We start from the raw sequence: 14,426 nt of genomic DNA, 5'->3' as shown, positions 1-14,426 counted from the left end.
TCGTACGATGCCGGGCGTGACGCACGACGAAGCGCCGCTGCTCGCGGACCTCATGCCGTGGTCCGTCGCACCGCTCCGGCCGGGCCGCGGGTGGCCGATGGGCCCGGATCCCGCATCCCTGAAGGCCCGTTGGGCCGCCCTCGTCCGCGCGTCGGGCCCGGAGCGCGAGGCCCTGTTCCGCCCCACGCGCTCGCGCACGCCGCACACGACGGTGGCCCAGCTCCCGGGCCACCACGGCGGAACGGGCCGGCTGGCCAAGGAGAGCGGCCCCTGCCCGGAGCCCGTGCGCGTCCTGCACGGCCCCTTCGACGAGCAGTGGCTGATCCCCGACCACCGCCTCATCGACGTCGCCCGCCCCGAGCTGTGGCGGGTGGCGGGCGAGGGCCAGCTCTACGCCGTCGAACAGGGTTACGTTCCCGGGGCCGGCGGCCCCGCCGTGCTCGCGTCGGCCGTGCTGCCCGACGGCCGCTCGCCGGCCGGGCGCCCCGGACGCGTCCGGCCGCTGTTCCGCCGTCCCGGGGGCCTGGAGGCCAATGTGGCGCCGGGGCTGCTCGCACACCTCTCGGCGGCGCTCGGGCAGGAGGTCACGGCCCGCGCCCTGCTCGCGTGGGTGCTCGCGGCCGGCACCGGTTCACCGGCGGGCTGCCGGGTGCCGCTCACACCGGACGCCGGGCTCTGGAGGCGGGGCGTGGAGCTCGGGGAGCGCCTCCTCTGGCTCCAGCTGCGCGGCGACGGCGAGCGCCCGAAGCTGCCCGGCGGCCGCAGGCCCTACGTCCGGGCCCCGCTGCCCGCACGGCCCGCCACCCTGTCGTACGACGCCGGGGAAGAGGTCCTGTGGGTCGGCGAGGAGGGCGTCATCTCGCCGGTGCCGAAGGAGGCCTGGGAGTACGAGGTGAGCGGCGTGCGGATCGTCGAGCGGTGGTTCGCGCTGCGCACGGGCGAGGCGGAGGCGGGCACGCTGGAGGCGATCCGTCCGACGGCGTGGCCGCAGACGTGGACGTCCGAACTCCTCGAACTGATCACCGTGCTCGCGCTGCTCGCGGAACTCGCGCCTCGGCAGAGGGAGTTGACGGAGGCGATCGACTCCGGGATCACCGAGGTGGAGCTGCGCCGGGCGGGGGTGCTGCCGGTGGCGGAGGGGGCGCGGCGGCCGGCGTCGGTGCTCGACCACCACGAAGAGGGGCCTGACGGGCAGTTCGCCCTGCTCTGACGGATCCTGTGGAACGGCCGGGGTGTTCACAGGAGTAACTGGGGTCACACCAGTCACACGAGCACCCGGCCTGGGGAAGGGCCGGGGATCGATGACGGGGTGAATCGGGTGGGTGGTGGGGCGAGACCCGCCGCGGAACGGCGGTTCGACACCCCCAGGCCACCCGTGGTCAGCGACCCCCGAAAAGCGACCGCCGCAACCTGCGCAGCGGCGCGAACAGCGAGACACGCCTCACTCGGGCACCCCTGCTGCTGCGGGCGTGCGCGGGTCCACGCGAGGTCAGCTCACGCATCAGCAACGTCGCCTCGTGCGACTCGCGCTGCGGGACGGCGGGGCCGCCCAGCACCGAGAGATGCCGGTCGAGACGCGAGCTGGTCGCGCTGCTGCCACAGGTGATCGCAGGGACACGCGCCCTGCTGCGCACCGTTATCTGTTCCATGTCACTCCCCACCCGTACGAGGGCACCCGGCCCAGGGCAGGTTAACCCTATCGCCCCATCGGGACACGCGTGTATCCCGGTCGCAGGATTCACCTCCCGGTCAAGGAGGTTGACGATGGCACTCCGAATACGACTGATTCCAGGGCGAGTTGGACATACGGCCTGACGGTGGATCGGGACGAAGCCGTCGGCGGGGACGGAGCGGGGCGGGCCCCGACGCCGGGACCGGGGGCGCCATGACGTGGGCTATCTCACGCACAGTCGCCACCGAGCCGCCCGGGCCTCCGCCGGACGGCCGCCCTCTCCTACAGGACCTAGGCGGCCCCCACAAGGCTCGGCGCACTGTCGCCCCGGTCCGGGCGGGCGGAAGCGCCGGAGCCGGGGCGGAGGTCGCACGCGCCAGGCGCGCGGCGTCGGCACCGCCCCCCGCGAGAAACGGAGCACCCACCGCCGGAAAATTCGGGCAATCCGTCCGCGCCGCGGCCCCGAATGGCCTGTATCAAGCCAGGCACACGGCCGGGCGCAGCAGGTGCGTAAGGACGGACGCGATGACAGCAATAGCCAGGAGGAGGCGGGGCCGTCGCGGCCTCGCCACGCTGGTCTGCGGCGCGCTCGCCGCCGGGGGGCTCGCAGCCGCCGGGGTGAGCGCGCTGGACCCGGGGGCCGCGCGGGCCTCCAGCCACCGCGAGGCTCCGCTGATCTCGGGGCAGCCGCAGTACGACAACACGGACGTGTACGCGTTCGTGAGCCCCGACAAGCCGGACACCACGACGATCGTGGCGAACTGGACGCCCTTCGAGGAGCCCGCGGGCGGCCCCAACTTCTATCCGTTCCCCGAGGACGCGCAGTACGACGTCCACATCGACAGCGACGGCGACGCGCAGGGGGATCTGCTCTACCGCTGGACCTTCGACACCAAGGTCAAGAACGGCAATACGTTCCTCTACAACACCGGCGCGGTGACCAGCCTCGACGACCCCGACCTCAACGTCACGCAGACGTACGACATCGACCTGCTGAAGCTGAAGGACCAGAAGGTCGTCTCCACGAAGAAGATCGCCGACAATCTGCCGGTCGCGCCCTCGCACGTCGGCAAGGCCTCCATGCCGGACTACAAGAAGCTGCGCGACCAGGCCGTGCGGAAGGTCCCGGGCGGCGGCACGTCGTACGTCGGGCAGGCCGACGACCCCTTCTTCCTGGACCTGCGCGTCTTCGACCTGCTGTACGGCGGTGACCTGTCGGAGGTCGGCCGGGACACCCTCAAGGGCTACAACGTGAACACGGTCGCCCTGCAGGTGCCGAACGCCGACATCCGCCAGTCGGAGAAGCAGCCGACGGTGGGCATCTGGTCCACGACCCAGCGCAAGAACGCCAAGGGCGACTGGACGCAGGTGTCGCGGCTCGGCAACCCGCTGGTGAACGAGGTCGTCGTGCCGCAGCGCGACAAGGACAAGTTCAACGCGTCCTCGCCGTGGAACGACGCGGACTTCCTGTCGTACGTGCAGAAGCCGGAACTGGCACGGCTCCTGGAGAAGTTCTACGGCATCAAGGCGGCGGACGAGCCCAGGAAGGACCTGGTGTCCGTGTTCCTGACGGGCGTCAAGGGCCTCAACCAGCCCCCGAACGTACGGCCCGCGGAGGCGCTGCGCCTCAACACCTCCATCAAGCCGGCCGCCGATCCGAAGCGGCTCGGTGTGCTGGACGGGGACAACGCGGGCTTCCCGAACGGGCGCCGGCTCGCCGACGACGTCGTCGACATCGAGCTCCAGGCCGTGGCGGGTGAACTCGTCGGCAACAAGAACGACCTGGGCGACGCGGTGAACGCCAACGACCAGGCGTTCGGCGGGACCTTCCCGTACGTGGCCCTGCCCACGCCCGGCTCCCGCGGCCCGCTGGCCAAGGCGGGCGGCGGCGACGGCAACGGCGACAAGGCGAACGGGACGCGCGACGCGCTGAACGGCGCGGCGATGAGCCCGACGTCCTCGTCGTCCGGCGGCTCGGACGACACGCTCCTCCTGGCCTCGGCCGCGGCGGGCGCGGCGGGCGTCCTGCTGGTGACCCTGGCCCTCACGTGGTGGCGGGCACGGAGGCGGGGGGCCGCGGGCGGCTCCTGAGGGCCGTCTCCGGCCCGGGGCCGGACCTCTCCGGGTCCGGCCCGTCCGCGGGCACGGCCCGCGCTGTGAGCGGCGCGGCCCGCATGCCATCCCCCTGCGGGCCGCGCCTCCTCCGTTCGGCTCGGCACTCTGCTCGGCTCAGGACTCTTCTTGAAGGGCTTCTCTCTCATGGCTCGCCATTCCTTGCGGACCTCCATCGCCGTCGTCGTGCTCGCGCTCGCCCTCACCGGAGGTGCCGTCGTCCTCGGTGACGACGGGGGCGGCGGGGGCGGGAGCCGGCCGGGGTCCGTCTCCGCCGCGGCTCCGTTCGACGGACTGCGCGGCGGGGATCTCGACCGGGGCGTCGAGGCGCTCCGGGCCCGGCTGCGCGAGCGACCCGAGGACTTCACGTCCTGGGCCGTCCTCGGCACGGCCTACGTCGAACAGGCCCGCACCCGCGGCGATCCCGCCCTCTACACCGCCGCCGACCGCGCCCTGGACCGCTCCCTGGAGCTGCGTCCCGGCAACGACGCGGCGCTCGCGGGGCGCGCCGCCGTCGCCGCCGCCCGGCACGACTTCCACGGCGCCCTGCGGTACGCCACCGAAGCGCTCGCCGAGAATCCCTACGACGAGCGGGCCCTGGCCTCCCGCATCGACGCCCTCGTCGAACTCGGGCGCTACGACGCCGCGTCCCGCGCCGCCGACGAGGCGGACGCCCGCCGGCCGGGCATTCCGGTCTTCACGCGGTACGCGTACGTACGGGAGCTGCGCGGCGACGTCACCACGGCGCGGCGCGTCCTGGAGCAGGCCCTCGGCGGGGCCACCGCGCCCGGTGACGTGGCCTACGTCGCCACGGCGCTCGGCCAGCTCGCCTGGCGCCAGGGCCGGTACGCGGACGCCCTGCGGCACTGCGAGGCCGCCCTCCGCGCGGACCGCACCTATCTGCCCGCGCTGGAGTGCCGCGCCCGCACGCGGGCGGCCCGCGGCGACACGGGTGCGGCGATCGCCGGGCTGCGCGAGGTCGTGGACCGGCAGCCGCTGCCGGGGCCGCTGGTCGCGCTCGGCGAGCTGTACGAGGCGCGGGGCGACCTGAAGCGGGCCCGTGAGCAGTACCGCCTCGTGGACGCGTGGGTCTCCCTGGCCCGCGCGAACGGCGTCCGGCCGGACCTGGACGTGGCCCTCGCCGCGGCCGACCACGGCGACGCGGTGACCGCGCTGCGGGCGGCGCGGGCGGAGTGGGGCCGACGGGAGACGGTGCACACCGCTGACGCGCTGGCGTGGGCGCTGCACGTGAACGGGCGGGACGCGGAGGCCCTGCGGTACGCGCGGCGGGCGACGGGGACGGGGTTCCGCGAGGCGGTGTTCCTCTACCACCGGGGCATGATCGAACAGGCCGCGGGCCACACGGGTTCGGCCCGCCGTTCCCTGCGCGCGGCCCTCCAACTGAACCGGGCGTTCTCCCCGGTGGGCGCCCACGAGGCCCGGACCACGCTGCGACGCCTGGACGGTGGGACGCCGTGAGCCGCTGGTCCGCCCTGTGGCGCCGCCTTGCGCTGGCGTCTGCGCCTCTTGTCCGTCCATGGGGCGGGGCCGCGGGGGTATGTGCGTACTCGCCATCCCTGCGCCCCGCCCAACGAACAAAGACGCCATCGCCGGCTCAGTGCTCCGTTCGCACATACCCCCACGTCCCCTCGGGCCGTGGGGCGCCTGCGGACCGGTGTCCGCTCCCGCTGTGGGCAGGCGTTCCGCAAGGCGGAACGGGTGGGCACAGCCCCCGGTGCCGGGCAGCGGTAAGTGTGGCTCCAGCCCCGGCGCAGGCGGGGCAGCCCACGGTGCCGGGCAGCGGTAAAGGTGGCATCCGCCCCGGCGCAGGCGGGCGGCCGACTGGGCGGAGGTTACTGAGGGTCGGCCTCGGCGCCCTCGGACTCGGCGTCGCCCTCGCCCTCGGCGGCCCCGCCGCCCCCGCCTCCGCCCACCCCCTCGGCAACTTCACCGTCAACCAGTACGACGGACTCGTCGCCGCCCCGGGCCGCCTGCGGATCGACCACGTCGAGGACCTCGCCGAGATCCCCGCCGCCCAGGCCACCCCCCGCATCCGCGAGGCGGGACTCACCGCCTGGGCCGGGCAACGCTGCCGTACCGCCGCAGAGGACACCCGCGTCACCGTGGACGGCCGCCCCGCGCAGCTCACCGCGAGCACCACGCGGGCCGCACGGAGGCCAGGGCAGGCGGGACTCGACACGCTCCGCGTGGAGTGCACGCTCACCGCTCCCCTGCCCCGCGGCGACACCGCCTCCGTCCGCGTCGACTCCCCCGCCCCCGACCGCCCCGGCTGGCGCGAGATCACCGCCCGCGGCGACCGCATGACCCTCACCCGCTCCGACGTACCGGAGACCTCCGCGTCGGCGCGTCTCACGCGCTACCCCAAGGGGACGCAGTCACCGGACACCACGTCCGCCACCCTGCGGATCAGGCCCGGCGGCCCCGCCCTCACCGAGGACGGCCGCCCCGAAGGCCCCGCCTCGGTGCTGCCGCGCGGCGCCGACCGCTGGGCCGAGGCCCTGACGGGGCTCGTCGGCCGGCACCCGCTGACCCCCGCCTTCGCCGCCCTCGCCCTCGGCACCGCCCTGCTGCTGGGCGCCCTGCACGCCCTCGCCCCGGGTCACGGCAAGACGCTGATGGCCGCCACCGCGGCCGCCCGAGGCCGGGCCACCGCGCGTGACGTGCTGCCGCTCGCGGCGTCGGTGACGGTCACCCACACCCTGGGCGTGCTCGCCCTCGGGCTGCTCGTCAGCGGGGGTTCCGCCGCGGGCCCGTCGGTGGTCGCCTGGCTGGGCGTGGTGAGCGGGCTGCTCGTCACGGGCGCGGGCCTCCTCCTCGTACGCAGGGCCTGGCTGCGACGGCGGCAGCACCGTCACCATCACGGTGACGGTCACCACCATCACCATCACCATCAACCGACGAGCCTGCGCGGCACCTTGTTCCTCGGTTTCGCCGGCGGCCTCGTGCCCAGTCCCTCGGCCGTCGTCGTCCTGGTCGGCGCCGCCGCCCTCGGCGAGGCCTGGTTCGGACTGCTCCTCGTGGTGGCATACGGCGCGGGGCTCGCCCTGACGCTGACGGCGGCCGGATTCCTCGTCGTCCGCATGGGCGACTTCGCGGGGCGCAGGCTCGGGCCGCGGTGGCTGCGGCGCGGCACGGGACGGTTCCTGCCGCTCGGATCGGCCTGCGTCGTGCTCGCCCTTGGGTGTGGATTGGTGCTCAAGGGGGCCGCAACAGCACTCGGTTGAGCTAGTTTTGTGGAGAATCGCACCGCTGCGGATGGGGGCGCCCGTGAGCCAGCCAGAGCGCGTGATCGCCGGGCGGTACCGCCTCCTCGACCCCTTGGGCGAGGGCGGCATGGGGACCGTGTGGCGGGCCCGTGACGACGTGCTCGGGCGCGAGGTGGCCGTCAAGGAGGTGCGCGCGCCCGCCGGGCTCCCCGCGGTCGAGGTCGACCGGCTCTACGCCCGCCTGGAGCGCGAGGCCTGGGCCGCCGCCCGCATCCCCCACCGGAACGTGGTCACGGTCTACGACGTGGCGAACGAGGGCGGGCGGCCGTGGATCGTGATGGAGATCGTGCGCGGCCTGTCCCTCTCCGACGTGCTGGAGGGCGAGGGCCCGATGCCGCCGCAGCGCGCCGCGCACATCGGCGCCGAGGTGCTGGCCGCCCTGCGCGCCGCCCACGACGCCGGCGTCCTGCACCGCGACGTCAAGCCGGGCAACGTCCTCATCGCCAACGACGGCCGGGTCGTCCTGACGGACTTCGGCATCGCCATGGTCGAGGGCAGTTCGGCGCTGACGATGACCGGCGAGGTCGTCGGATCGCCCGAATTCCTCGCGCCGGAGCGGGCGTTGGGGCAGCGGCCCGGCCCCGCCTCCGACCTGTGGTCCCTCGGCGTGCTGCTGTACGCGGCGGTGGAGGGCAGCTCGCCGTTCCGCCAGGACACCCCGCTGAGCACGCTGCGCGCGATCGTGGACGAGGAGTTGCCGCCCGCGCGCAACGCCGGACCGCTGACCTCCGTCATCGAGGGGCTGCTGCGCAAGGACCCCGACGTTCGGATGTCGGCCGCCGACGCCGAGCGCGATCTGCGGACGGTGGCCTCGGGCGGCACCCCGCGCACGGAGACCTCCCTGCCCTACACACCGACGGTCACCGCCGAGCGGGCGACGCCGCCCGCGCCGCTGCCCGTCACGCCGCAGGGTCCCGCCGCGGGCTCCCCGGCGGGCCCCGCGGGCACGGCCGTCACCCGGCCCGACCGCACCGACCGGCCGCGCCGCGCGGTGGCCGTCCTGGTGGCGGGGCTCGTCGCCCTGGCGCTCGCCATCGGCGGTGTCACGTACGCCCTGGTCAACCGCGACAACGGCGGGGGCGGGGGCGGCACCGGCGGCTCCGGCGACAGCGGCGGCGGGTCCACGGGCGGCGGCAAGGGCGGGAGCAGCGGTTCGGACGGCGGCTCCGACGGCGGGAGCGGCACGGGCGGGTCCACCGGCGGCGGCTCGTCGAACGGGGGCAGCGACGGCGGGGGCTCCACGGGCGGCGGCAGCGGCAGCGGGGGCGGTGGTGGGAACGGCGGGAACGGCGGGACGACCACTCCGGCCGCCCAGACCGTGAAGGTGCACGTGTCCGGTGCGCATACGCAGTACACGGGAGTCTGTCCGCCGACGGCCGGTCAGGCGCCGTCGTTCACCGCGACGTTCACGGTGGGACGCGTCCCCACGACCGTCGAGTACCGCTGGGTGACGACGTCGGGCGAGCCGAGCGAGCCCGGCTGGAAGACGCTGTCCTTCCCGTCGGGCGGGAGCAGGACGCGGCAGGTCAACCACGTCGAGACGGCCTACGACCAGGGCGGCGGGACGTACGAGAACGCGATCAGCGTGGAGGTGCGCAAGCCGGTGGCCGCGACCTCGAACGCGGTGGCGTACTCGGTGACGTGCGAGCAGGAGACCCCGACGAGCGGGGGCTCCTACACGCCCTACGGATAGGCGGGCTCAGGCCGCCGAGGTGAACACCGGGAGGTAGCCGCCGGACTGTCCGGAGGCGGTGGGGTGGTAGGACTCGGTGATGTTCAGCCAGTTCACGCTGTGCAGCCAGGCGCTGCCCGAGCAGATCTCGTGCCCGGTGAAGGTGCCCGTGACGTCGCCGAACGTGAAGCCGTGGTCGGCGGCGCGCTTGGCGGTGGCGGAGTTGAGGTGGTCGGCGGCCGAGTTGATGGCGGACCGCTCACGCTCGGACAGGCCGGTCGTGCAGCTGCCGTTGAGCTTGTAGAAGCGGGGGTAGCCGAGCACCACGACGCGGGCGGAGGGGGCCTTCGCGCGGATCGCGTCGTACACCTTGTCGAGGTTGCCGGGGAGCGTCGAGTCGACGTACTTGCGTGCTTCGTCGATGCGCGCCAGGCAGTTGCTCTCGGACTCCAGGACACAGGTCGTCATGACGTCGGAGAAGCCGGCGTCGTTGCCTCCGACGGACAGGGAGACGAGACCGGTGCCGGAGTTGAGCGGGCCCAGCTGCTTCGACAGAACATCACCCGTACGAGCACCCAGGCACGCCACGAAATTGAAGCTTGAGGGTGAGTGGGCGGCTGCCCACAGGGCCGGGTAGGCGCGAGGGCTGCGCTTGCAGTCCCCGCTGCCGCTGTCGTAGTTGCCCGCGCCGACGCCGGCCGAGTAGGAGTCGCCGAGGGCCACATAGCCCGTGGCGGCGGCCTGTCGGTCGGACGACTGGTCGGCCTGCGCCACTCCCGCCCCGGTCAGGGCGAAGGCGACGGCAAGCAGGAGCGAGAACATGTATGCCGTGATTCGGGACAATCTCATGCAACCTCCCTTAGCAGGATTTCTGCCTCGACTGTGGTAGCACGCACCACTGGCCACCGATAGTGTCCATGTCAATGAATTCGTCAACAATTCCCTTGCCCGCACGGGGAGTTCACTCACCCCGAAGGGGGCGTGCGGGGAACATCTGCACCCTTCCTGCGCATCTTGACGCGCCGCCCGGGACTGCGCGACATTGAAGCCCGGCATCCGGCGCGCTGGGGGGCAAAGTCGCCAATGCAGACCATCAGGAGCAAGGCGCTGCCATCAGACACGGGGCAGCAGACCGGACAGCACCGCGACAGGGACGTGTCGCCCCTGCTGGCCGGGGTGGCCGTCGCCGTGGGCGGCGTGGGCGCGGTGCTCGCGCTCGTCGATCTGAGCTCGCCGCTGCGCGGGCCCTTCACCCTCTTCTTCCTTCTCGCCGCACCCGCGGCGGCGATCGGCGCCGCGCTCCGGGCCCTTGAGCCATGGGGCCGGACCGTGGCCGCCGTCTCCGGCGCCGTCGCGGTCAATCTCCTCGTGGCCCAGGGCATGCTCGCCCTGCACGTGTGGTCGGTACGCGGCGGAGTCGTCGCCGTCACCGCGCTCAGCTCGCTCTTCCTCCTGCTGACAGTGGTACGGAGCCTGCGTCGCCGTACGGCGAGAAGGTGGACTTCCTGACGTGAACATCACCGTGCACCGCCCCGGCGAGCTCACCGCCGCCGACCGGGCGGCCTGGACCGCGCTCCAGTCCAAGGCGCACCTCGACGGTTCGCCCGACCTCGCCAACCCGTTCCTCTCGCCGGAGTTCACGCTCGCGACGGGGCAGTGGCGGCGCGGGGTGCGGATCGCCGTCGCGCACGAGGACGGCGAGCCGGCCGCGTTCTTCCCGTTCCAGAGATCCGCCACCGGCGTCGGCCGGGCCGTCGGCCTCGGCGTCTCCGACTGCCAGGGTCTGGTGCACAGACCCGGTTTCGAGTGGGACGCCCGGCAGCTGCTGCGGGCCTGCGGGCTCGTGGTGTGGGAATTCGATCATCTGGTCGGCGGGCAAGGGCCTTTCGAGACCGGCGCATCCGGCTCGTTCCCTTCACCCGTGATGGACATCGACCAGGGATATGACGCCTATCTCGGCCAACTGCGCGAGCGCTCGCCGAAGTTCACCAGGACGACGCTCGCCAAGGAGCGCAGACTGGCCCGCGACCACGGCGCGGTGCGCTACGTCCACGACGAGCGCGACCCCGAGGTCCTGGCCACGCTGATGGGCTGGAAGTCCGCGCAGTACCGCAGGACGGGACGCAGCGACCGCTTCGCGCACCCCTGGATATCCCAGCTGGTGCGCCGCCTCTTCCACACCCGCTCCGACTCGTTCGCCGGGATCCTCTCGGTCCTCTACGCCGCGGACGTGCCGATCGCCGCGCACTTCGGACTGCGTTCCGAGCGGGTCCTCGCCTGCTGGTTCCCGGCGTACGACCCGGCGTTCTCGAAGTACTCGCCCGGCCTGGTCCTGCATCTGCGCATGGCCGAGGCCGCCGCGGCCGAGGGGATCGCGTATCTCGATCTCGGCCGGGGCCAGAAGGCGTACAAGGATTCCCTCAAGACACGCGAACTGGCCGTGTCCGAGGGGTGGGTGGCGCTGCGCCACCCGGTCGCGTTCGGACACCGAGCGCACCGTGCCCCGGTCAGGGCGTTGCGGAACACCGTGCAGTCACGACCGGAATTCTTCGAGCCGGCCGACAGGCTGCTCAAAAGGATGGGCCAATTTCGATCACGCAGCCGGGAATAGGGCAGTCCGAATGTGACCGCATAGATTGCCCAAATCATGAAAAACGTGAGGCCATGTTTCAGGTCTTGCCATACAGTCTCAATCATCAATACCGTCTTACATCCACCCGCAACGGCCCATCACGCAATGCGATCAAGGGGAGGGCTCAAGATCGCGACGGTGCCGTCACGGGGCGCGGTAGGGGGGTGCCGTGCTCGGCGATCGCTCATTGACCGAGTCACGTCCCGCGCAATGCCAGCTCACTCGGCGTGCACGGAGATCTATTTCGTCATGCGCAAGTGAGAACCCCCCTTTCGAACCGGATCAATTACCGGACCGCCCGGGGGCGGGCGGTCCACCGGACGAGAGGGACCACCGGACTCATGAGTTCTTTTGTGCGCCCGGCAGATGCCGGACAGGACCCGTTAGACAACATCTCCAGGAACTACCGTCCGATCTCCACGCACTTGGCCATCACTCCGCCCGTGAGCGTCGTGATCCCGGCCATGAACGAAGCGGAGAATCTTCCGTACGTCTTCAAGACACTGCCCGAGTGGATCCATGAGGTCGTCCTCGTGGACGGCAACTCCACCGACGACACGGTGGCCGTCGCCCGCGAGCTGTGGCCGGACGTCAAGGTCGTCCGCCAGCTCGGCAAGGGCAAGGGCGACGCCCTGATCACCGGCTTCGCCGCGTGCACCGGCGACATCATCGTGATGGTCGACGCGGACGGCTCGGCCGACGGCAGCGAGATCGTCTCCTACGTCTCCGCCCTCGTCTCGGGCGCCGACTTCGCCAAGGGCTCCCGCTTCGCCAACGGCGGCGGCACGGACGACATGACGCCGATCCGCAAGCTCGGCAACCACGTCCTGTGCTCCGTGGTCAACGCCAAGTTCGGCGCCCGCTACACCGACCTGTGCTACGGCTACAACGCGTTCTGGCGGCACTGCCTGGACAAGATCGAGCTCGACTGCACCGGCTTCGAGGTCGAGACCCTGATGAACATCCGGGTCGTCAAGGCGGGGCTCAAGGTGCAGGAGATCCCCAGCCACGAGTACCTGCGGATCCACGGCACCAGCAACCTCAGCGCCGTCCGCGACGGCATCCGCGTACTGAAGGTGATCCTCACCGAGCGCTCGAACCGCGTCAGGCGGGCCGCACGGCGCAAGGGCGCGCGGGACCTCCCCTTCCGCACCGGCCAGGGAGAGGTGTCTTGAGCGCGGAGATATCCGTCGTCATCTGCGTGTACACCGAGGACCGCTGGGAGGACATCCTCGCGGCGGTCTCCTCGGTGCGGGCGCAGTCGCTGGCGGCCGAAGAGACCCTGCTCGTGGTGGACCACAACGCCACGCTCCTGGACCGCCTGACCAGGGAGTACAAGGAGACCGAGGCGGTGCGGGTGCTCGCGAACGCGGGCCCCCGCGGCCTGTCGGCCGGCCGCAACACCGGCATCGCCGCGTCCCGCGGGGAGATCATCGCCTTCCTCGACGACGACGCCGTCGCCGAGCGGGACTGGCTGCGCCACTTCGCCGAGGGGTTCGAGGACCCGCGGGTCCTGGCCGTCGGCGGCCGGACCATGCCCGCCTGGGAGTCGGGCCACCGGCCCGCCTGGTTCCCCGAGGAGTTCGACTGGGTGGTGGGCTGTACGTACCGGGGGCTGCCCGCGGGCCGGGTCCGCGTCCGCAACGTCCTCGGCGGCAACGCCTCGTTCCGGCGGTCCGCCTTCGACGTGGCGGGCGGCTTCGCCACGGGCATCGGACGGGACGGCGACAAGCGCCCGCTGGGCTGCGAGGAGACCGAGTTCTGCATCCGGCTCACCCGCGCGCGCCCCGACGCGGTCCTGCTCATCGACGACCGCTCGGTGATCCACCACCGGGTGCCCGCGGCGCGGGAGCGCTTCCCCTACTTCCGTACGCGCACGTACGCGGAAGGCCTCTCGAAGGCGCTGGTGGCCCGAAGTGTCGGCGCCGACAAGGGACTCGAGTCCGAGCGGCGCTACACCACCCGCGTACTGCCCGCCGGGGTCGCCCGCGGGCTGCGGGACGCGCTGCTCGGGCGGCCCGGCGGCGCGGGCCGGGCGGGCGCCATCGTGACGGGAGTGTTCGCGGCGGCCGGGGGGTACGTACTCGGCAGCATCCGTGCGCGCAGGGGAGGCGCCACGTTCTCCGTCGTGGAGATCGCCGGAGTGACCCCTGCCGACGACGGCCGGAGCACGGGAGGCGAGGGGGCTGCCGCATGAGTGAGGACCCGGTGCCCATACTCATGTACCACGCGGTCGCGCACGTGCCGAACGAGGCGACACACGAGCTCTCGGTGTCGCCCGAGGCCTTCGCGCGGCAGATGGAGGTGCTCGGCGAGCGGGGGTTCACCCCGCTCACGACCTCCCAACTGGCGGACGCCTGGCGCGAGTCGGGGAAATCGCTGCCCGAACGGCCGATACTCATCACCTTCGACGACGGTTACGAGGGCGTGCACCGATACGCCCTGCCCGTCCTCGCCAAGCACGGCTTCGCCTCGACCCTGTTCGTCTCCACCGGCTGGCTGCGCGGGGAGTACGACACCGGGGCCGGCCTCGACCGCATGCTCGACTGGGACCAGGTGCGCGAACTGGCCGCCGAGGGCATGGAGATCGGCGGGCACAGTCACACCCACCCCCAGCTCGACCAGCTCACCGACGACGCGCTCCGGTTCGAGCTGCGGCGCTGCCGCGACATCGTCGCCGACGAGCTGGGCACCCGGCCCGTCTCCTTCGCCTACCCGTACGGCTACTCCAGCCGCCGGGTGCGCGAGCGGGTGCGCGAGACGGGCTTCACCCAGGCCCTCGCCGTCGGCAACGGCCTCGCGCGCCGCACCCAGGGCCCGTACGCGCTGCGGCGGGTCACCGTGCGCCGCGCCACCGAGCCCGAGGAGTTCGAGCGGCTCGTGACGGGCCGTTCGATCGGCCGCAACTTCGCCAGGGACCGCGCCCTCACCAAGGGGTACGCCATGGTCCGCAGAGCCCGACAGGTCCGCCGGAAGGCCATTCGTTCCCGTGTCTGACACGACCACGGCCCAGCACGATGCCCCTGGGTCCGCGAGCACCGGACAGTCACC

12 protein-coding genes are annotated in these 14,426 nt (G+C 72.8%); 10 read left to right on the top strand and 2 right to left on the bottom strand.

Annotated features, from left to right (window positions below; genetic code table 11):
- Nucleotides 1-7 precede the first annotated feature (7 nt).
- The gene (locus AB0L89_RS31445) at nucleotides 8-1,210 is read left to right on the top strand and encodes a type ISP restriction/modification enzyme (protein ID WP_365148471.1); all 1,203 of its coding nucleotides are present in this window, start codon (nucleotides 8-10) and stop codon (nucleotides 1,208-1,210) included.
- Nucleotides 1,211-1,379: 169 nt separating this feature from the next.
- Here the strand turns inward: AB0L89_RS31445 and AB0L89_RS31440 are convergent, their stop codons facing one another.
- On the bottom strand, nucleotides 1,380-1,649 hold the full coding sequence (locus AB0L89_RS31440) for a hypothetical protein (RefSeq protein ID WP_365148468.1): 270 nt from the start codon (nucleotides 1,647-1,649) through the stop codon (nucleotides 1,380-1,382).
- Nucleotides 1,650-2,197: 548 nt separating this feature from the next.
- Here AB0L89_RS31440 and AB0L89_RS31435 point away from each other — a divergent pair.
- The 4 genes from AB0L89_RS31435 to AB0L89_RS31420 all read left to right on the top strand — a co-directional run bounded on the left by AB0L89_RS31435 (nucleotide 2,198) and on the right by AB0L89_RS31420 (nucleotide 8,764).
- Nucleotides 2,198-3,763 carry a DUF4331 domain-containing protein gene (locus tag AB0L89_RS31435; protein ID WP_365148465.1) on the top strand — a complete coding sequence of 522 codons (1,566 nt, stop codon included), beginning with the start codon at nucleotides 2,198-2,200 and terminating at the stop codon, nucleotides 3,761-3,763.
- Between the two features lie 168 nt (nucleotides 3,764-3,931).
- On the top strand, nucleotides 3,932-5,263 hold the full coding sequence (locus tag AB0L89_RS31430) for a tetratricopeptide repeat protein (RefSeq protein WP_365148463.1): 1,332 nt from the start codon (nucleotides 3,932-3,934) through the stop codon (nucleotides 5,261-5,263).
- Between the two features lie 377 nt (nucleotides 5,264-5,640).
- The gene (locus AB0L89_RS31425; protein ID WP_365148826.1) at nucleotides 5,641-7,029 is read left to right on the top strand and encodes a nickel transporter; all 1,389 of its coding nucleotides are present in this window, start codon (nucleotides 5,641-5,643) and stop codon (nucleotides 7,027-7,029) included.
- Between the two features lie 31 nt (nucleotides 7,030-7,060).
- Nucleotides 7,061-8,764, top strand: coding sequence for a protein kinase (locus tag AB0L89_RS31420; RefSeq protein ID WP_365148460.1), 1,704 nt, complete (start codon nucleotides 7,061-7,063; stop codon nucleotides 8,762-8,764).
- A 6-nt stretch (nucleotides 8,765-8,770) separates the two neighbouring features.
- Here AB0L89_RS31420 and AB0L89_RS31415 read toward each other — a convergent pair whose 3' ends face one another.
- The gene (locus tag AB0L89_RS31415; protein ID WP_365148457.1) at nucleotides 8,771-9,592 is read right to left on the bottom strand and encodes an SGNH/GDSL hydrolase family protein; all 822 of its coding nucleotides are present in this window, start codon (nucleotides 9,590-9,592) and stop codon (nucleotides 8,771-8,773) included.
- A 234-nt stretch (nucleotides 9,593-9,826) separates the two neighbouring features.
- Between AB0L89_RS31415 and AB0L89_RS31410 the strand changes: the two genes are divergently transcribed.
- The 5 genes from AB0L89_RS31410 to AB0L89_RS31390 all read left to right on the top strand — a co-directional run bounded on the left by AB0L89_RS31410 (nucleotide 9,827) and on the right by AB0L89_RS31390 (nucleotide 14,372).
- Entirely contained in the window at nucleotides 9,827-10,252 is a 426-nt protein-coding gene (locus AB0L89_RS31410; protein WP_365148454.1) for a hypothetical protein, read from the top strand.
- 1 nt (nucleotide 10,253) lies between these two features.
- Nucleotides 10,254-11,354 carry a GNAT family N-acetyltransferase gene (locus tag AB0L89_RS31405; RefSeq protein ID WP_365148451.1) on the top strand — a complete coding sequence of 367 codons (1,101 nt, stop codon included), beginning with the start codon at nucleotides 10,254-10,256 and terminating at the stop codon, nucleotides 11,352-11,354.
- Nucleotides 11,355-11,716: 362 nt separating this feature from the next.
- Nucleotides 11,717-12,550, top strand: a complete 834-nt coding sequence (locus AB0L89_RS31400) for a glycosyltransferase family 2 protein (RefSeq protein WP_365148448.1) — start codon at nucleotides 11,717-11,719, stop codon at nucleotides 12,548-12,550.
- A complete protein-coding gene (locus AB0L89_RS31395) occupies nucleotides 12,547-13,572 on the top strand; it encodes a glycosyltransferase family 2 protein (protein ID WP_365148445.1) in 1,026 nt (341 codons plus the stop codon). The genes AB0L89_RS31400 and AB0L89_RS31395 overlap by 4 nt, the downstream gene beginning before the upstream one ends.
- Nucleotides 13,569-14,372, top strand: coding sequence for a polysaccharide deacetylase family protein (locus tag AB0L89_RS31390; protein WP_365148442.1), 804 nt, complete (start codon nucleotides 13,569-13,571; stop codon nucleotides 14,370-14,372). Before AB0L89_RS31395 ends, AB0L89_RS31390 begins: the two co-directional genes overlap by 4 nt.
- The last annotated feature ends 54 nt before the right edge of the window (nucleotides 14,373-14,426 follow it).

Origin of the sequence: Streptomyces sp. NPDC052114 (genome assembly GCF_040680155.1) — a bacterium.
Taxonomy (GTDB): Bacteria; Actinomycetota; Actinomycetes; order Streptomycetales; family Streptomycetaceae; genus Streptomyces.
Note: the sequence above shows the minus strand (reverse complement) of the source record. Positions and strands in the feature narration are given on the sequence as shown.

Excerpts from the sequence above, each read along its gene's own strand:
- AB0L89_RS31445 (WP_365148471.1), top strand. The coding sequence starts at position 8 with ATGCCGGGCGTGACGCACGACGAAGCGCCGCTGCTCGCGGACCTCATG.
- AB0L89_RS31440 (WP_365148468.1), bottom strand. The coding sequence starts at position 1,649 with ATGGAACAGATAACGGTGCGCAGCAGGGCGCGTGTCCCTGCGATCACC.
- AB0L89_RS31435 (WP_365148465.1), top strand. The coding sequence starts at position 2,198 with ATGACAGCAATAGCCAGGAGGAGGCGGGGCCGTCGCGGCCTCGCCACG.
- AB0L89_RS31430 (WP_365148463.1), top strand. The coding sequence starts at position 3,932 with ATGGCTCGCCATTCCTTGCGGACCTCCATCGCCGTCGTCGTGCTCGCG.
- AB0L89_RS31420 (WP_365148460.1), top strand. The coding sequence starts at position 7,061 with ATGGGGGCGCCCGTGAGCCAGCCAGAGCGCGTGATCGCCGGGCGGTAC.
- AB0L89_RS31415 (WP_365148457.1), bottom strand. The coding sequence starts at position 9,592 with ATGAGATTGTCCCGAATCACGGCATACATGTTCTCGCTCCTGCTTGCC.
- AB0L89_RS31410 (WP_365148454.1), top strand. The coding sequence starts at position 9,827 with ATGCAGACCATCAGGAGCAAGGCGCTGCCATCAGACACGGGGCAGCAG.
- AB0L89_RS31400 (WP_365148448.1), top strand. The coding sequence starts at position 11,717 with ATGAGTTCTTTTGTGCGCCCGGCAGATGCCGGACAGGACCCGTTAGAC.
- AB0L89_RS31390 (WP_365148442.1), top strand. The coding sequence starts at position 13,569 with ATGAGTGAGGACCCGGTGCCCATACTCATGTACCACGCGGTCGCGCAC.